The 18,527-nt window shown below is 29.3% G+C and carries 16 protein-coding genes; all 16 read left to right on the forward strand.

Annotated features, from left to right (window positions below; translation table 11 throughout):
- Positions 1-13: 13 nt before the first annotated feature.
- The 16 genes from JJD95_RS01255 to JJD95_RS01330 all read left to right on the forward strand — a co-directional run bounded on the left by JJD95_RS01255 (position 14) and on the right by JJD95_RS01330 (position 18,526).
- Positions 14-196, forward strand: a complete 183-nt coding sequence (locus tag JJD95_RS01255) for a hypothetical protein (RefSeq protein ID WP_291639525.1) — start codon at positions 14-16, stop codon at positions 194-196.
- Positions 186-524 carry a hypothetical protein gene (locus tag JJD95_RS01260; RefSeq protein ID WP_291639527.1) on the forward strand — a complete coding sequence of 113 codons (339 nt, stop codon included), beginning with the start codon at positions 186-188 and terminating at the stop codon, positions 522-524. Before JJD95_RS01255 ends, JJD95_RS01260 begins: the two co-directional genes overlap by 11 nt.
- Positions 525-616: 92 nt before the next feature.
- The gene (locus JJD95_RS01265) at positions 617-826 is read left to right on the forward strand and encodes a hypothetical protein (RefSeq protein WP_291639529.1); all 210 of its coding nucleotides are present in this window, start codon (positions 617-619) and stop codon (positions 824-826) included.
- Positions 827-1,076: 250 nt separating this feature from the next.
- Positions 1,077-1,247, forward strand: coding sequence for a hypothetical protein (locus JJD95_RS01270; RefSeq protein WP_291639531.1), 171 nt, complete (start codon positions 1,077-1,079; stop codon positions 1,245-1,247).
- Positions 1,248-1,279: 32 nt separating this feature from the next.
- Positions 1,280-1,474, forward strand: coding sequence for a hypothetical protein (locus JJD95_RS01275; RefSeq protein WP_291639533.1), 195 nt, complete (start codon positions 1,280-1,282; stop codon positions 1,472-1,474).
- Entirely contained in the window at positions 1,471-1,917 is a 447-nt protein-coding gene (locus JJD95_RS01280; RefSeq protein WP_291639535.1) for a type II toxin-antitoxin system PemK/MazF family toxin, read from the forward strand. Before JJD95_RS01275 ends, JJD95_RS01280 begins: the two co-directional genes overlap by 4 nt.
- Before the next feature lie 294 nt (positions 1,918-2,211).
- Positions 2,212-2,736, forward strand: coding sequence for a type III toxin-antitoxin system ToxN/AbiQ family toxin (locus tag JJD95_RS01285; RefSeq protein ID WP_291639538.1), 525 nt, complete (start codon positions 2,212-2,214; stop codon positions 2,734-2,736).
- Between the two features lie 146 nt (positions 2,737-2,882).
- Positions 2,883-3,296: a hypothetical protein gene (locus tag JJD95_RS01290; protein ID WP_291639540.1), complete on the forward strand. Its 414-nt coding sequence runs from the start codon at positions 2,883-2,885 to the stop codon at positions 3,294-3,296.
- A gap of 60 nt (positions 3,297-3,356) precedes the next feature.
- Positions 3,357-3,785: a hypothetical protein gene (locus tag JJD95_RS01295; RefSeq protein ID WP_291639542.1), complete on the forward strand. Its 429-nt coding sequence runs from the start codon at positions 3,357-3,359 to the stop codon at positions 3,783-3,785.
- A gap of 161 nt (positions 3,786-3,946) precedes the next feature.
- The gene (locus tag JJD95_RS01300; protein ID WP_291639544.1) at positions 3,947-10,864 is read left to right on the forward strand and encodes a phage tail tape measure protein; all 6,918 of its coding nucleotides are present in this window, start codon (positions 3,947-3,949) and stop codon (positions 10,862-10,864) included.
- Between the two features lie 30 nt (positions 10,865-10,894).
- Positions 10,895-11,191 carry a hypothetical protein gene (locus JJD95_RS01305; RefSeq protein WP_291639546.1) on the forward strand — a complete coding sequence of 99 codons (297 nt, stop codon included), beginning with the start codon at positions 10,895-10,897 and terminating at the stop codon, positions 11,189-11,191.
- 34 nt (positions 11,192-11,225) lie between these two features.
- Positions 11,226-12,254: a hypothetical protein gene (locus JJD95_RS01310; RefSeq protein ID WP_291639548.1), complete on the forward strand. Its 1,029-nt coding sequence runs from the start codon at positions 11,226-11,228 to the stop codon at positions 12,252-12,254.
- Between the two features lie 25 nt (positions 12,255-12,279).
- A complete protein-coding gene (locus tag JJD95_RS01315; RefSeq protein WP_291639549.1) occupies positions 12,280-12,438 on the forward strand; it encodes a hypothetical protein in 159 nt (52 codons plus the stop codon).
- A gap of 56 nt (positions 12,439-12,494) precedes the next feature.
- Positions 12,495-13,625 (forward strand): zinc-ribbon domain-containing protein, encoded by a 1,131-nt coding sequence (locus JJD95_RS01320; RefSeq protein ID WP_291639551.1) that lies wholly within the window; start codon positions 12,495-12,497, stop codon positions 13,623-13,625.
- Positions 13,615-15,084, forward strand: coding sequence for a hypothetical protein (locus JJD95_RS01325; RefSeq protein WP_291639553.1), 1,470 nt, complete (start codon positions 13,615-13,617; stop codon positions 15,082-15,084). The genes JJD95_RS01320 and JJD95_RS01325 overlap by 11 nt, the downstream gene beginning before the upstream one ends.
- Before the next feature lie 16 nt (positions 15,085-15,100).
- A complete protein-coding gene (locus tag JJD95_RS01330; RefSeq protein WP_291639555.1) occupies positions 15,101-18,526 on the forward strand; it encodes an LAGLIDADG family homing endonuclease in 3,426 nt (1,141 codons plus the stop codon).
- Position 18,527: the final 1 nt, after the last annotated feature.

Raw genomic sequence — 18,527 nt, forward strand, 5'->3', positions numbered from 1 at the left:
GGAGAAAAGGAATATGGAAATTGATATCAATAAACCTTTTGGAGAGGTAATAGCACAAATAGCAAGACAATGGAATTTAGAGAGTTTAGATGGTAAAGATATGCAAGTAAAAGTTTGTTCTCATTTAACCTCTAAAAATTTAGAAGAATTTGTTGCTTTAATAAATAATAAAGGAGATAAGGAAAATGGCAAGTAAATTAACACCTGAACAAATACAGTTATCTAATGAAAGAATCTACTCAATAAACGCTGTCAAAGTAAAATACATGATATTAGGGTTTTATAACAATTATATGAACATTAAAACTTTGGGCTTTGTTAAATTAATGGGATTTTCAGATGGATTAGAAATAGTTACAAACTTTTTAACTGCAACATTTGATTCCGAAGAAGTGGGAAGAGAAGTTCTAGAAGAATTACGTGCAAAGGACATGAGTAGAATTCTAGAAATTACTAAGAAAATTAATGAATTAGTTGATGAGCCAGAAGTAAAAAACGAGACACCTCCACCGATCCAGGAATAACTCTAAGGAGGGGAGTAATTTTAGTAGGACTTCATTATGGTAAATCGCCATCTGAGGTTAGAGAATTTACCTATATAGATTATCAAGATTGTATGAAAGAGATTGGAATTAATATTGCTTTTGAATCATATAAGGGTATAATTGGAAATTCATATGCAACTGATGCTAGTAAAATATTAGGAGAAATTAATCCTTTAAATCATAAAGAAGTAGATTCTAATGGAAGAACTAAATCTAATTTACCTCGTGTGACAAAAGATATGATGTTGGCGTTGCAAGAGGGAAATAAAAAGAAGAAATAACCCACTAAAGGAAGCAACATGACTTAAACCTCATAGTTACTTCCTATTTTTTAACCACATCATATAAAATTGGTGTTTTAAAATGTTATTAGATAGTTTAACTTATGGTATATTTTATTAATTTATAGTTGACTATATTGTATTATAGGTGTAAAGTAATAAATATATAATAATTAAAAAGTTTAGTGTATTTTATCCTTCTATTGGACATACTATAGTAATATATGTATTTAATTTGGAGGATGATATCATGAGTAAAGATAAAAATAAGACTAATGGGGAGACGAGTAATATGGAAATGAGAAAAGATAACACTACAACACAAAATACTTACAAGAAAGCAAATAGGTCAGTTATTGCTGCATCTATAAAAAAATGTACAAAACAGTATAAAAAAGCTTTAAGGAATTTGGCTAAATAAAGTAATAATTAACGTATAAAGGAGGAGTATTTATGGAATCTTTAATATTTAAACCTTCTGATAAAAAACTTATCGAAGCTGGAAATAGACGAAATAGTAGACTTGCGAAATTAAAAAATAGTTATTATACTCAACAACAAGTAAATGAAAGAAATAATGTCGAACTGGAAGTTTTTCAATATATGACGTTATTACAAGATAGAGTAAAAGAATGTATTTGTTTATGAGTAATAAATATTATAAAAGTATTGAAGATATAAAGGATAATCGCACATTTATTTTCGGACAAATCTGGCAAGTAAAAGATGAGTTAATATCAATTCCCAATGCGGATAGATTAAATAATAGGAATTTACATTTTTCTAGGTGTATTATAATTGTTCAAAATAATCTTAATAATTTTAATCCTGAAAGTGTGATTATTTCAGTGGCTCCAATTTCATCAAGAACAGATTGCGAAAGAGAAAACGATGTGATTCTATTAAAGGATAAAGACGAAGTAAAAGAAGACAGTATTATAATGTTAGATTATATTCAGCCTTTATTAAAAATAGATTTGTACAGATGTGTTGGCGAGATTTCAGAAGAAAGTAAATATGATGTATATTTTAATATATCCAATATGTTTGGTTATGCTTCTAAGGAAGTTGCAGCTACTGAAGAAGAATAAAAGTCCAAGCTTTAGCTTCTGATTAATTTCAGGGAGTAACGGAAATAAAGAATATTACTCAATTTTAAGTTAAGCCAAATTAGATTAAAGATAAATAAAGATAGCCTATTGACATGTTCTAAATAATGGACTATACTTTTATTTAATAAAACAATTAAATTTAATACATGGTGATTCACTACCATTCAAAAATGTGAGGTTTAATGCAGGGTGATTCGCTACCTATAAAAATGCGAGGTTTAATGCAAAAGGGTTAGATTAATTTCTAGCTCTTTTTTACTACAAAGGGGAAATATGTGCAATTTAAAGTTTTATGAAATAGATATAGATTATGTAAAATACTTAAAAATTTTTGATAGGCAAGTACCTGACTTAGAATATCAATCAAACAATAAGTTCTCATGTGGAATAGTTTATACTATTAATGAATTTGATTATTTTGCTCCTGTTTCATCTTTTAAAGTAAAGCAAAAGACAAACTTTGTAATCAAAGACAATAACGAAGCTATTAGTTCTATTAGATTTTGTTTTATGTTTCCAGTACCAAAAGATAAATACAAATTATGTGACTTTAATAGTAAAAAACAAACTTATAAAGATTTAGTTAATGCTGAATATGAATATTGTAAATCAAATGTTACTGAAATACAAACATTGGCAGAAAAAGTATATAAAATTGGTTCAAATAGAAATCATCCTTTGGCATATACCTGTTGTGATTTTAAACTATTAGAGCGAACAATGCAAGATTATATTCAATTACAAGAAATTAAAAAACTAGATGAAGTTGCGGTGACGGTAGAACGAGAAGATAACTAAATAAAAATGTACAAGCCTCTGATTAATTTCAGGGGTTTTTATTATGTAGAAAATTAAACTGTTATTTTTCTTATGTATTGTATAATATAACCATCATAGTGTATAATAAAACTATTAAGTAATAATTAAATGGAGGATTACAATATATGCGAAAACTAATAATAATATTTAGTATCATGTTATTGTGTGTAGGATTATTTGGATGTGCTGAGAGTGGGGATTTGAAAATACCGAGTAACTTAGAATTAAAGGATGAATATAAAAATTCAGTTAGTACAATATATACAGATAATTTTATAGAATATACAAAACACGCAATAAATATGTATGAGAATATTAATACAATTAATAAAGATGACCTAAAAAAAGACAACTCTTTGTTTGATACTTTATTTGATAGTAAAGAAGGTTCTAAAATATCAGAATCAGAAATGTTTTTAGGAACAAAGGTGGCAAGTCTTAGTTTTGATATAGCTATGTATACAATAGGATCTGATTCAGAAGAAGATAAAATGAAAATAAATGAAGAAATGAAAGCAGTTTTAGATTTATATAAATAAAATTATGCAAGTATGAATTATTATAAATGGTTAAATAATAATTTATTGGAGGTACAATACATGGGAAAGAAAATAATAATCATATTTAGTATTATGATGTTGTCAATTATGATGTTTGGATGTGCTACTGATAGTTTAAAAATACCTAATAAATTAGAATTGAAAGATGAATATAGGGATAGTGTTAGTACAGTATATGCAGATAATTTTAATAATTGTACATCCCATGCAATTTATATGTACAAGAATATTGAAAATTTAAGTATGGATAATTCAAGTCTTGATGATTTAAGAAAATCTAATTCCTTGTATAAAACTCTATTTAATAGCAAAGATGGTTCAGATTTATCAGATACAGAAAAAATTTTAACTGGTAAGATTCTTGATATTACAGGAGATATGATTGTAATTAGTGGTGATGAATTAAAGGAAAAGTATAAAACAGAACTAATAGAGCATATGAAATTACTTTTAGATTTATATAAATAAAATATTCGATAGAGTTGATTTTAATAATTAGCTCTATTTTTGTGCGTAAAATAAATATGATAATATTATGTTATTCTTGACAATTAAAGGATGACATTGCAATCTAAGAGTAGAAATTTATCTACTCTTTTTATTTTAAAATTGAAAGGAGTAGATAATATATGGCAATAAACGGAAATAAATTATTAGGTAGATTAGAAATCGGTTTGGATCTGCTCAAATCTAACGCAACTGAGGCCAACAAAATACTAGCATCTATAAGTGTAAAGAAAATGAATCTTAACATCATGGATGAACAAACTAAAACGAAAAATTTAGAAGCTATAAAATTAATTAGAAAACAAATAGAAAGTGTAACAAACGTTGGAATCGACACATCGAAAATAAAAGCAAGTATGGATAAGTTAATAACTTCATTTAATGCTGTTAAACTTAATGGTAATACGGTAAGTGAAACATTTAAAACTAATTCAACACAAGCACAACAATGGGCTAGTGAAAATGTAAAAGCAGCTACTAAAGTAACGGATGCTTATAATAAAGCACAACAAAAGTTAAAAGAAACTATGAAAACAACTACTAATAAAACTACAGGGCAACAAGTGACTACTGCTTCTACAAAAATAGTTACAAGCGAATCTAGTGCAGAATTAAATAAAATAACTTTAGCATATCAGAGGTTAAATCTCGAAAATAAGACAACTGTACAATCGCTTTTAGGTATGGCTACTCAGGTAAAAAAAACTACTGAGAGATATGGATTATTAGGGACATCTTTAATATCTGCGAATGCTCAACAATTAAGATATCGTACTGAAGCTGAAAGGCTAACTCAAACTCAAGCTAGACAAACAGCTACTATTAATGCAGAAGCACAAGCTAGAGTTGTAGCAAACAATAAAATTATAGCATCTAATCAAAAAAGACAGTTGGCTACATTAGCAATGTACACAAAAGAAACTTCTGCTCTTTCTAAATATGATAAGATGAGCCGTACATTAGCATCAGCAAGTGGTGAGGCTGGATTAGCTATGTCATCCTCTAGTAGTGGTACAACAATGTCGGATAGATTTAAGGTAAGTGGAGTATATGCATTAGCAGCACAGTCAATCTTTATGTTAAGAGCATCTATACGTAATTTAATTGAAACTAACAGAGATTATGAGGCTTCGATGGTGGATTTGGGAAGAGTAATTGGTGACGTTTCTAAGAAGGAATTAGAACTCTTTGGACAAGATTCAATAGATAATGCAAAAAAATATGGTTTAGCATTAAATGAAATCCAAGATTCATATACTGCATTAGCTAAAGCAGGTGTAGATAAAGGTAATTTATCATCAATGGTAAATACTATTGCTTTAGGATTAAATACTTCCAATATAACATCCGGTCAACAAATGGCCGAACTACTAACTACCAGTATGAAACAAATGAACATAGAATTTTCAGAAAGTGAAAGGCTCTTAGACAGTTGGAATTATTTAGCAGATAAAACAGTTGCAGACACATCGGATTTTGCAGAAGCAATTTCGAAAGCTGGCGCTACCAGCGCTAGTATGAATATATCTATCTCAGAATTAAATGGGATGGTAGCAGTTTTAAGTAATACTACGGGAGCCACAGGAACTGAAATAGGTTCAGCATTGAAGGCGATGGAGTCTCGTTTGCTTAGACCTCAGACATTAAACACGCTCAAGGAATACGGAATAGAAGTGATGGCTGATGAAAATCATTTCAAGAGTTTTGGAGAAATAATTCAACAAGTTTCAACAACATTAGATAAATTTGGAGAAAATACTGTAGAAAGTACCGATATACTTGAAAATTTAGGTGGAATTATGAGAAAAAACTGGATAAATTTGTTGTCCAGGGATTATGATCAGGTTGGCATTATGGCACAACAGAGTGCTGTAGAATCAATAGGTTACTCAGCTAAGAAATCAGAAGCTTCAATGGATACGTTAGATAAAAAAGTACAAGTTTTTAATGCAACAGTAAAAGAAATGTATGTTGGATTAGGTACAGGTGGATTACTCCCTCAATTAAAAGGCATAACTGAAATTGGAACTGGGATTGTAACATTAGCTGGTAAAGTTTCATCATTCTTATTTATATTGCTAGAAACTACAATAGCGGTTAAGACATTATCATTTGGACTTAAAATGGTTACAGGTAGTAATTTAACACAATCTTTAGATAGAATGAATATGTCATTTAGTGCATTTGGCAAAAGTTTTCAAACTCAAACAATGGCAACTAGAGCATATAATACTGCGTCAAAATCACTTCAAGCACAAATAATATCTGGTAATATAACCGCTCAAGAATCTGGTGCTATATTAGGTGTAGTAGGTACAAAATTAGGAGTAGCTACTACTGGAATAGTAACAATGAGTGCAGCCCAAGGAGCTCTAGATACAAGGCTGTTAGCCGGTCAGACACTTCAAGCATCATTAGATACTCAACTTGCTTCAGGTACTATAACAAGAGCGCAATATAATGCAGAAACATTAATGAGAACATATACAGAAACAGAATTAGCTGCTCAACTTGCATCTCATACTATAACTGAGGAAGCATATAATTTAGCTTTATTGCAACGTGGTACATTGGAAGCAAGTTTAAATAGACAAATTGTAGCTAAAACTTTGACAGAGGCAGAAGCTAAAGTTATTTTAGATACAAAAATTTTATCAACAGAACAATATAATATATTAATGGCAGAACAAACAGCAACAATGGCTACTTTATCTGCTACAGAAAAAGGTAAAATAGCTTCCGATCAAGCCTTGAATGCATCTCAAAAATCAGTAGCGGCATCTGCATTACTTATGAATTTAGCTATAATGGCTGGAGTTGTTATATTAACAGTTATAGCATCAGCAGTTATGAAATATATACGTTCTCAAAAGGATTTGTCACAGAATATTGAGAGTGCAGTTACTTCATTAAAAACTGAATCAGATGCAATTAATGACTCACTTAAAGATTACGAGGAACTTGCAAATAAGACTTCGTTAACAACTGAAGAAAAAGAAAAATTATTAACTGCTACTCAAAATTTAATTAAGACCATTCCAGGAGCATCGGCTGTTATCAATGATGAAACTAAATCCTTCTCAGAACAGACAGAAGAGTTAAAGAAATTATCAGCAGCTAAAAGGTTGATAGCATCAACTGCGGCTATGGAAGATATTGTTGATAAAAATTTTGATAAAGTTAAAGCTAATATCAAAGAGTATCAAGATATGATAGATCTTCAAAATAGTCTAGCATCAGGCAAAGGTGCTGATTATCAATCTGCTATAGACAAGTTGACAAAAAATAATAAAGGTGGAACTACAGAAGATTTTGCTGCAACGGCTGTAATAAATAAAGCAAAAAAAAGTTTAGATGAGTATAAAACTAAATTAGTTGAAGCTCAAGGACAAATAATGGGAATAAATGCCGTTTTTAAAGCCCAATATACAAATTTAGCAGAAGGATCAGGTGCACAGGAAACCGAAATAGCATTAATACTCAAACATGCAGATGCCATGTCAGAAAGTGGTAAGAATTTAGAAGGAATAAAAACTTATGCTTCTAATGCTATATACATGTTAAAAGATTTAGCTGAAGTTGAACCTTATAAAAACTTTTCGACATCTATGGAAGAGTTTAATAAAAAAACTGAACATACTACCGAAGAGGTAAATGCACAAATTGATAGTTTAGATAATTTCCAAAAAATTGCAAAAACTTTAAAATTACCATTAGATGAAATATCTTTCTTTACAGAATTGCTTGCAGAACAAAAAATAGCATTAAAAGAAACAAAAACTTCTTTATCAGATGCAGCGGCACAGGCAAAACTTTCTGCACAAGAATTAAAAGTCCTAACGGATTCATTTGATACATCTATGGATTCTATAGGTGCATATAATAAACTTATGGATGAATATAACACAAATGGACATTTCTCTGCTGAATCTATGAAGGAAATTATTGATAAACATCAAGAGTTAGCTCCATATTTAAGTAATGAACCATTACTTTATCAGAAAATATCAGATGCTTTAGAATCTGAAAAGAAAACAGCAGACGAAACTTATATTTCAATGATGATGAATTCCGAAGATTTTTACACTGCTAATATCAAAGGGAACACAGTTTTAACAAATGAATTAAATAAAAAATATAAAATAGATCTTGCTAATTTTAAGACACTAGCACAGGCAAAGAGTATAGTAGAACAAAATTTAATTAAACAATTAGCAGGAGTATGGGCAAAATATTATCAAGTTCAAGCAGATGGAAGTGCTATATTAAATGCTATTGCTTGGGAAAAAGATAATGGTATTAAATCAAGTAGACTTTCAGATATGACTGACGAGCAAGCAAAATCCTTTACTGAGGCTCAAAAAAAAGTTCAGATATATAATGATAAAGTTAAAGAAATTGAAGATAGTTTTAAGAAAATTACGGGAGATTTTATACCTGCCACTTTAGACGACTATGGTAAAAAAATAGATGAAATAACTAAAGGAACAAAAGATTTAACTTCGGCAAATAAACAAGCTACAAATTCAATTAAAGATTATGAAAATGCAATAAAATCATTAGATAATCAACTTAAATTACTTGGCATTTCTCAATCAAAACTTATACCAAATTCTCAAGCATATATTAACTCCCTTAGTAAAGAGGAAACTTTAATTAAAAAGAAAATTGATTTAACTAAACAATCTATTAAAGTTAATGAAGCCAATGCTAAGTCAATGTTGAAACTAGAAGGAGCATCAACAAAATCTACTACAAGTCAAACTTCCTCATCTGGAAATTATGGTGGGCAATACGCTGGCGGTAAGTATAGTAGTCAGATAAATCAAGCTGGTTCAAAATATGGACTAGATCCTAATCTAATTGCAGCAATGATACAAACTGAATCAAGTTTCAATCCTAACGCATATAATAAATCTTCTGGAGCAACTGGACTAGGACAATTCTTATCTTCAACAGCAAAAGATGAAGGACTTATTAATAGCTCAGGAGATCATAGAAGAAATGCAGAAGCTTCAATTGATGCCCTAGCTAAATATCTTGTTAAACGTATATCGTGGGCAGGTGGTGATGTAGAGAAAGGTATTAAAGGTTATGGAGAAGGCACACAAGCTTATCTAAATAAAGTCCTTAGTAATATGCCTAACAGTGGCAGTATTGGTTCTAGCTCTACAGGAGACTCTACTACAGATGGTGGTTCAGATAAAATCCTAGCAGAAATTGAATCTCAGAAATCAGCATTAATCGACTTCCAAGAAGAATTAGCACAGTTTACTTATCAGAAACTTAATATTCAACTTGGAATGTTTGACGATAGAATTACAGCATCTAGTAAAAAAATAGCTATGCTTCAAACTGATGTAGAAATTACTTCCAATCTAGAGAGAGAAGTTATGCTGATGGGAAAAATACGGGAAGCTCTTATTACAGAAAGAACATTAATATATCAGAAAGGTGATTTTCTAGAAAAGGAAATTGATAGTAGAAAATATAATCTCGCTCAAGTTGCTGAGATGAAACTTGCCCTACAAGATGTTTTACAAGAAGAGAAGAATATACTAGTAGAAATTAATAATAATCGCGCTGCAATTAAAAGTCTTGCAATAGAACAAATGACATCACTTCTCAATAGTCAAAGAATCAGTTCAGAAATTGCTCTTAAACAGCAACAAGAGAATGAGAAAAATGCTCTAGCATCTTCCGTTTATGGAAATGGTGAGAAACGAACTATAACTGTAAATACAGAAATTGACAAAGAAGAACTGCAAAAGAAATACGATGATTTAGATATAACTGTTGAAGCTGGCGCAGGTAAAACTGGTACTAATAGAAAAGAAACATTAAAAATGAACGAGGCTGTCCTGGAAAGTAGAATTGCAGAAGACGTAATAAAAGCATATGACAAAGAAAATGAAAAACAACAGAATGCTATTCAAGATCAGATTGATAGCTTGAATAAAGAAAATGATTTACAAGCAGAAATTGAAACTCGTTTAAAAAATCAAAATGACTTAATAGAAAAACAAACTGCATTGCAAGAAGTAAAAGAAAATAAGAATATCCAATCTCTAACAAAGAATCAAGATGGAAGTTTTCAATTTAAATATGTTGCAGATGTAAAAGCAGTTGAATCAGCACAGAAAGCAGTAAATGATCAAGTTGAATCTAATGATAATTGGGAGAAATCTACAGCATTAAAACATCAAACTGATTCACTAAATGCACTAAAGAAATCACTAGCAGATCAGAAAACTGCAAAAGATGATGATTATGCTGAACAATTAAGAAAGTTAGAAGATCGTCAATTAATTGAAACTAATTTAATGAGTCTCCATTATTCCGATATGAATTTACTTGCAGATGAGAGTTTAAAAACATTAGGACAGACATATTCATATAATTGGGAACTCATAATAGAACAACTCACAACAGATGTAGCATCTGCTAAGGCATTACAGGATTCATTACAACTGTCACAAGCAAGCGGAACAATAGGCTCTACTGTAAGAGGTACAACAGGTAGTGGTAACTCAGCCTCTATTACAGTTAATACAGAGATAGATAAGGCATTACTACAGGCAAAATATGGTAGTGGAGTAGATATAACTGTATCTAAAGGTGATGGTGAAACTGGACTCAATAGAGCAGCAACATTGTTATTGAATGAGAAGGTATTAGCTAGTCAAGGAGTTGTACCTAAATTTGAAAGTGGTGGAGAAGTTGGTTCATTTACTGGAAGTAGATTTGCTATGGTAGATACAAAAGAAAGAGTATTATCAGCTACTCAAACTCAGGACTTCGGACAGTTAGTGACTTATTTACCTAATGCTTTAATGAGTATAGAAAATATTATGGATAAGATAAGTATGAGTAATGTTAATAATACTAGTTCTAAAGGAGATACTTATGTTAGTAATACTTATGGAGATTTAAGTTTCCCTAATGCAACAAATCATGTTGAGATTGTACAAGCTTTGGATACAATTAATTTAAGAGCCAAACAGTATTCAACAACTAAAACATATGGACTAAACTCGTAAAAAGGTTAGTCCTTTTAAATGAGGTGAAATATGAGTGAAAATATTGATAAAAATAAAATTCAACAACAAGATGAAATATTAAAAGCTATAGAAACTATGATAATAGCATATGATAGAAACACAAAATATGACAGGACTCAATGGGGAATAATTACAGCTATTAATGTTAATGGCACATTGAAGATAATGCATAATGATTTTGAAAGTGATTTACCTGTTAAATTTGAAGTGGATATTACTAAATTGATAGTTGGAGATGTAGTCATAATAAGGATTCCATCTAATAATTTTTCACAACGATATGTAGATGGGAAAAGACCTTTTTAATATAAATAATTAAAAATACAAGGAAGTGATAAACTTGTTAGTGACACCACAAATTCCATCATTTTTACCTTTTGATGCAACCAAGGATTATGAATTGAACTTTAGTATACCTACATATTCAGATCAATGTGTTAAAAATCAAATTCAAATATTTAAACAATCCGATAATACTTTGATATACGATAATACAACTATAAGTTTCCAACTTTTTTGTCCTATACCTATAAGTACTCTTTTAAATGGTGTAAATTATAAATGCCAAATTAGAACTTATAATATAAATAATGATTTTTCTGAATGGTCTTATATGACTTCTTTCTTGGTTCTATCTCCTGTATTAGTAGATTTATTTATCCCAAGTATTATTTTAAGTCAAAGTTTAAATTTAAAGGTTACTTATTCACAACCACAAGGCGAACTAATGTTAAGTTTAAAATATATATTATACGACCATCAAAAAAATCAATTATCAGTTTCAAGGGAAATATTTGGTTCTAATCTACAATATGAGTTTAATTTATTAGAAAATAATACAAATTATTTTGCAAAATGCGAAGTTATAACACAAAATGGATTATTAGGATATTCAGAATACATTCCATTTATGACACAATATCAAGCCCCAAGAGTAAATAATGTTTTAGAATTAACTAATCAATATCAAGATGGAGCAATCCTCGCTTCCTGTGAGATAATTAGAATACTTGCACACACGGTTGGTAATTTTACTTTTGAAAGTAGTGAATGGATAAATTTAACTACAGCTGATTCTATGTTATATTACGATGATAATAATGGATTTTCTATGGATAGTAACTTTACAATCAAGTGCTGGCTAAAATCTATAGAAGAGGATGAAGTATTTTTAACACTATATGGGTATAGTTTATTAGATAAAATAGAATTGCGATATTATAGTAATAGAATTCATGTATTTAAAAAATCATGCAATCTAGTAAATCATTACATTAGCAACTTAATTACTATATTACCAACTGATACTTTGTTTGTTTTCTTAGTTCAGAAATATAATGGCGTAGATATTCAATGTGAAATAATTTAATAAAGTAAAAATAAGGAGAATTTAAATGAAGATATTTAATATTAAACAAGCAGATATATTTATTAAGAGTAAAGCGAAGGTGACTGGAACGGGTTTAGGAAATAAATATAAAACGTATATTGAATTTGAAGACAATGAAATATTAAAAGATTTAATGAACAAGTGGATGGCTAAAGAATTTTAGTCATCTTTTTTAATGCAAAAATTAATCAAAAAACGATTTTAAGGAGGATTTTAACTATGTTAATAACAAAAACAGTAATCACTAGTTGGAGCAATACTAATAAAATATGGTATGAGAGAAAAGGATATATATTCACTAAAATGAGAGAGTGCCTTGAAGTTGATGTAAAAGATTTACCAATCAGTTCAGGTGTAAAAGTTGAAGTCAAATGTGATTGTCCTGATTGCAAAAGTCCTATTTTAAGCCCTATGAGATGGGTAAGTTATAAAAGGTATATTAAAGAAGATGGGAAATATTATTGCAGGAAATGTGCAAGTAAATTATATGGTAATGAGAATATGAGAAAAGTAAAACTAGCAAAAGGCATATCATTTGAACAATGGTGCATTAATAATAATAGACAAGATGTTTTAGATAGATGGGATTATGACTTAAATGATAAAAATCCTAATGAGACAGCATGCTCAATAAAAAAGAAATATTATTTTAAATGTGATAAACATCCTGAACATGAAAGTGAATTAAAAAATTTAAATAGTTTTACTAATGGACTTATAGGGGCTATAAAATGTAATCAATGTAATTCTTTTGCACAATGGGGAGCTGATAATATAGATGAAGATTTCTTAGAAAAATATTGGGATTATAATAAGAATGTAGGGATTAAACCATGGGGTATTAGCCATGGATGCCATACAAAAGTATTTATAATATGTCAAGAAAATAGCAATCATCTAAGTTATAAAGTTGAATGTAAAAGCTTCTGTGTCGGCAATAGATGCCCTGCGTGTAAACAATCAAAAGGAGAAAAAAGAGTTGAAAAATATCTAGTAAATAAAGGGTTTATAAAAGGAGTAGACTATTTATCACAAAAGCCTTTCGATGGATTGTTAGGATTAGGTGGAGGGAATCTTTCATATGATTTTTATTTGATAAAACATTATAATTTATTGATAGAATATCAAGGAGAATTTCATGACAGACCTATAGATTTTTATGGGGAAGGTACGAATGTAGCAGAAGATAGATTTGTAAAACAAAAGGAACATGATAGAAGAAAAAAAGAATATGCAGATGATAATAATATAGAATTATTACTGATATGGTATTGGGATTTTAATAATATAGAAACTATTTTAAACAAACAATTAAAACAAAATAAGGAGATGGTAATATATGGCATATAATAGGTCAACTTTTCCCGAACAGATCGACCTTCCAATTGAGCTTTTTGATATTTCACCTACAGATAAACCTGATATAGACGAATATTTTATTTTATGTACTTTGACGAATCCAACACCTGACCAAATAGATAGAATGGCTTATTTATTAACGGCATATAACAATAAAATATTAAATGCTGAAAAAATAAATTATTTTATGGATATAGCTATAAACACAGAAAAATTTTGGTTTGACAATGTAAATAACTATTTAAAATTTATAGCTAATTATGATAGTCTTTATCCATACAAAATCTATAACACAGTAATGGATTTTAATGGTGATTTATATATGAGTTTATCTAGTGACAACATTGGAAATCCTTTATCAGATGCAACTAAATGGAGAAAAATTAGCCAACGTGGTTTACAAGGTATACAAGGAGAAAGAGGGTTTGCAGGAATGGGACTCGCCTTCATAGGCTCCTATGACTCAACTGCCACATATACAATTAACCAAGGAGTAGAACAAAATGGAAGTTTATATGGTTGCATCTCACCAATACCTATTACTGGAATATCTCCAAGTAGTAGCACAAATGATTGGAGTATGGTGGTATCTAAAGGAAGTTCAACTTTTTTAACGGTTCTAAGAGGTTCAGTTATAGTAAATACAAATACTGCTGTTGTTCCAATAGATATTATTGGGTTTAATAAAAATAATGACCAAATATTTGTATATACAGATAAAAATTATATAGAACAAGAAAAAGAATATATGTTAAATAGTGATGGATTAAGTATTGTAAAAATGGTTGGAACATGGGATGGAACTATAACTCCTGTTAATTTTAATTTTGTAGTATTTAAAAATATTGTAGAAGGAGTCGCTTTGGCAGACGGTAGTTTAATTCAAATTCAAAGTATTACATTGGATAAATTAAATTTAGATGTTCAAAATAAAATCGGTAAGATTGGGAATGCCTTTTTACAAACCACTGCACAAGATTTAAGTGGTGCAGTTAATGAAAATACCAATAATTTAAAATCACATATAGTTGATTATGTAAAGCACCCTGCTTATATAACTACAACAGGTGTTGCTAATATATATACAGCTACATTAGACCCTGCTCCTACAAGTTATGTTGATGGCATGGGAATAACAGCTAAAATAAATGTGAATTCAACTGGGGCATCAACAATGAATATTAATAATCTTGGTGCAAAAGCGATGAAAGATGGATTTGGAAATTCTATAACTAATTTTAAAGCAAATACGATTTATGGATTTAGATATGAGGCAGTTTCACAATCTCTTATGCTCCAAGGAGCAAGTGCCCCTGTAAATACATTTTCACAAACTACAGACCCAGCTTTATATGCTAAACCAAATGATATATGGTTTGACTTAGCTAGTGGAACAATTAAATATAGAGTAGGAACAGCATGGGTAACATTTGATTACACTTATGCTTAGAAGGGAGAAATAATATATGATACCAAAAAATAAAATGTATTTAACTTCACAAGATTTTGGTCAATGGTCGGATTATTTTGGAGAATTAATATCAAGTGATAAAAGATATAATAAGAGTTCATGTGGGGATTGCAATAGTTGTAATTCCTCATGTTCTACAGAAAGTAATATAAGGACAAAAAATATAACATGGGTAGTTACAGAGGCTTGTAACTTGAATTGCAGTTATTGTTTTAGCGGAGATACATTGATCACCATGAAAGACTTTTCTAAACGACAATTAAAGGATATTGAAATAAATGATGAAATTTTAGCTTTTAATGAATTTTCTGAAGGTCAAGGGAAACACAATATCAGCAAAATAGCTAAAGTAGAACAATTACATAATAATTTTTCGGAAACTATTAATATAATATTAGAAGATAATACTATATTAAATGTAACTCCGAATCACCCTATTTTAGCAAGAAGAAATACCGACAAATCTAAATATGATTATAGAGAGGCTGGTAAATTTAAAGTAGGACAATCCGTGTATACACTTCCTGATATTAATGAAGAATTTGCAAATATTAATGATATAAATTATCAAATAGGATATTTTGTATCTATGTGGCAAGGTGATGGAAGTTATAAAAAATATATAGATAAAAGAGGTTACAAACAATTCAAAATAAGATTAGCGGTAAAAGATGATGAAATAATATCTAGAATGGAAAATATTATGAAAGTTCTTGATATAGATTATTATTTATATGATTTTAAAGTGTCTTCTAAATTTAACATAATAAAACCATCTATATTTGCTAATACAGAGAAAGTTTATAATCAAATGATAAAAATAATTGATGACAATTTTAAAATAAATAAAAGTGTTAATTATTATAAAGGATATTTAGCAGGTATATATGATGCAGAGGGACATATTGATAAAAAGGGTAATACAATAAGAATTTGTAACACAGATATTGATATTATAAAAGAAATTGAAGAAGGATTAAAAGTCATTAATATTCCTTATTGTGTAGAACAAGATGGTGTTACAGTGAATAATAAAATTAAATATAATGTAAGAGTTCTAGCAAATAATCGAGAGAGTTTGAATGTATTAAGATTTATTAAACTAGTATCCCCTTCTGTTCAACGTAAAGGAATTGAAAACTTTTATAATAAATCTTTATTCCTCAGAAAAAAAATAAAAGAAATATCAGTTGGAGAAACAATAGAAGTATTTAATTTAGGCACGTCAACTAAAACTTACATTGCAAATAATATCTTAGTCCATAATTGTTATGAAACACATAAAACAGGTAGAAGAATGACTAAAGAAGTTGCAAAACAATCTGTAGACTTTTTGTTCGATAAACAGAAAATAAATGGATATTATGAATTTGATGACTCTGTAGCAGTTATTCTTGAATTCATTGGTGGCGAACCTCTACTTGAAATAGAACTTATTGATTACATTGTTGAGTATTTTAAATTTAAAGCATTTGAAGTAAAAAGTCCTTGGGCAACTAATTATATGATAAGTATGAGTACCAACGGTGTTTTATTTGAAACAGAAAAAGTACAAAACTTTATTAAAAGAAATTTAGGGCGAGTTAGTATTGGAATAACGATAGATGGTAATAAAGAATTACATGATAAATGTAGAGTGTTCCATGACGGAAAAGGTTCTTATGATATAGTTGAAAGTTCTGTAAAAGCATGGTTAAAAATTAATCCCGATTCTCAAACAAAAATAACTTTAGCGCCTGAAAATGTTATGTTTTTAAATGATGCTTTGAAGAATGTTTGGAGTTTAGGATTAAAAGGTGCGTTTACAAATTGTGTTTTTGAAGAGGGTTGGCAGACAAAAGATGCTACTATTTTATATTATCAAATGATTGAATTAGCAGATTATTTATTAGAAGACGAAAATTATTCTAAATATTTTTGTTCATTATTTGATGAAACTATAGGACAAGAAGTAACTGAAGATAAAAATTGGTGCTTTAAAGAAGGTACTTTAGTTCTTACGCCTAAAGGTAATGTGAAAATTGAAGATTTAAAAATTGGGGATATTATAACTACGAATAACTCAATCCAGAATGTCAGCAATATATTTAAAAGAATTAGTAATGATACTGCTACTATTCGTGCAACAGGAATATTTGAAACATCTACTACCAAAGAACACCCTTATTTAACTAAACAATTAATAGGCAAGAATAAATATTCAGATTCCAAGTGGGTTAAAGTAAAAGATATTAAGAAAGGTGATAAAATAGCCAGTCATTGTCATTTATTTGGAGACATAGATGTTGATAATGATATCGCATATATTGTAGGTAGATATATTGGTGATGGATGGTGTTCAACTACAGGCTATAAATTATGTTGCAGTTATAAAGAATATGAAGAATTAAAACTAGCTATGGACAAAGCACACATAAATTATTCAGTAGACAATTACAGGACGGTTAAGCAGTTTAATATATTTAAAAATAATACAAAACTTTTGAATATTCTATCTCAAATAGGACATATTGCTTTTGAAAAAAATATACCTAGAGAAGCTTTTAATTGGAATAAAGAAAGTGTTGAAAGTTTACTTAAAGGATTGCTAGATGCAGATGGATGTTATAGACAGAAAGAAAATATGTGGAAGTTTAACACTATAAGCCCAGTTTTAGCCAATGATGTTCTTATTTTATTAAGAGGACTAAACTATTTCCCTACTTGCTATTTATGTAAGAGAGCAGGGGAAAGTGTTATAGAGGGTAGAACAGTAATAATTAAAGATAGATACGAAGTCTATTTTAATTTAGATAAAAAAAAAACAAGATTTTGTGAGTATGATGAAGAAAATAACGTAGTTTGGACTCCTGTGAAAGAAGTTAATTTAAATTGTGAACCTTATGAGGTTTTTAATTTAATGGTAGAGAATGAGCACACTTTTATAGCAAATGGAAGTATTGTTCATAATTGTGGAGGTAATGGACAAATGCTCGCTATTGCACCTGATGGCAAATGTTTCCCATGTATTAGGTTTATGGGATATGCTCTAAATGGTAGAGAAGAACAACCTATCGGAGACATTTATAAAGGATTGGATAAAAAGGAAGACAATGAATGGTTGAATGAATTAAGTCAAATTACTATGACTTCACAATGTGGTTATGATGACAATAAAAAATGTTTAACTTGTCCTATTGCGAGTGGTTGTGCATTATGTAGTGGTTATAACTATGATAAGTTCGGAACTCCAAATCATAAAGCTACTTATATCTGCGAAACACATCAATCTCGTGTAATGGCTAATTACTATTTCTTTAATAGACTTTATAAGAAATTGGGTATAGAAGATAAATTAGAATTAAATATTTTTAAAGAATGGGCATTGAATATTATAACAGAGAAAGAATATGACGATTTAATTTTCTTAGGAGGTGAATAGC

This window comes from Clostridium sp. (genome assembly GCF_016650035.1).
Lineage (GTDB): Bacteria > Bacillota > Clostridia > Clostridiales > Clostridiaceae > Clostridium_AD.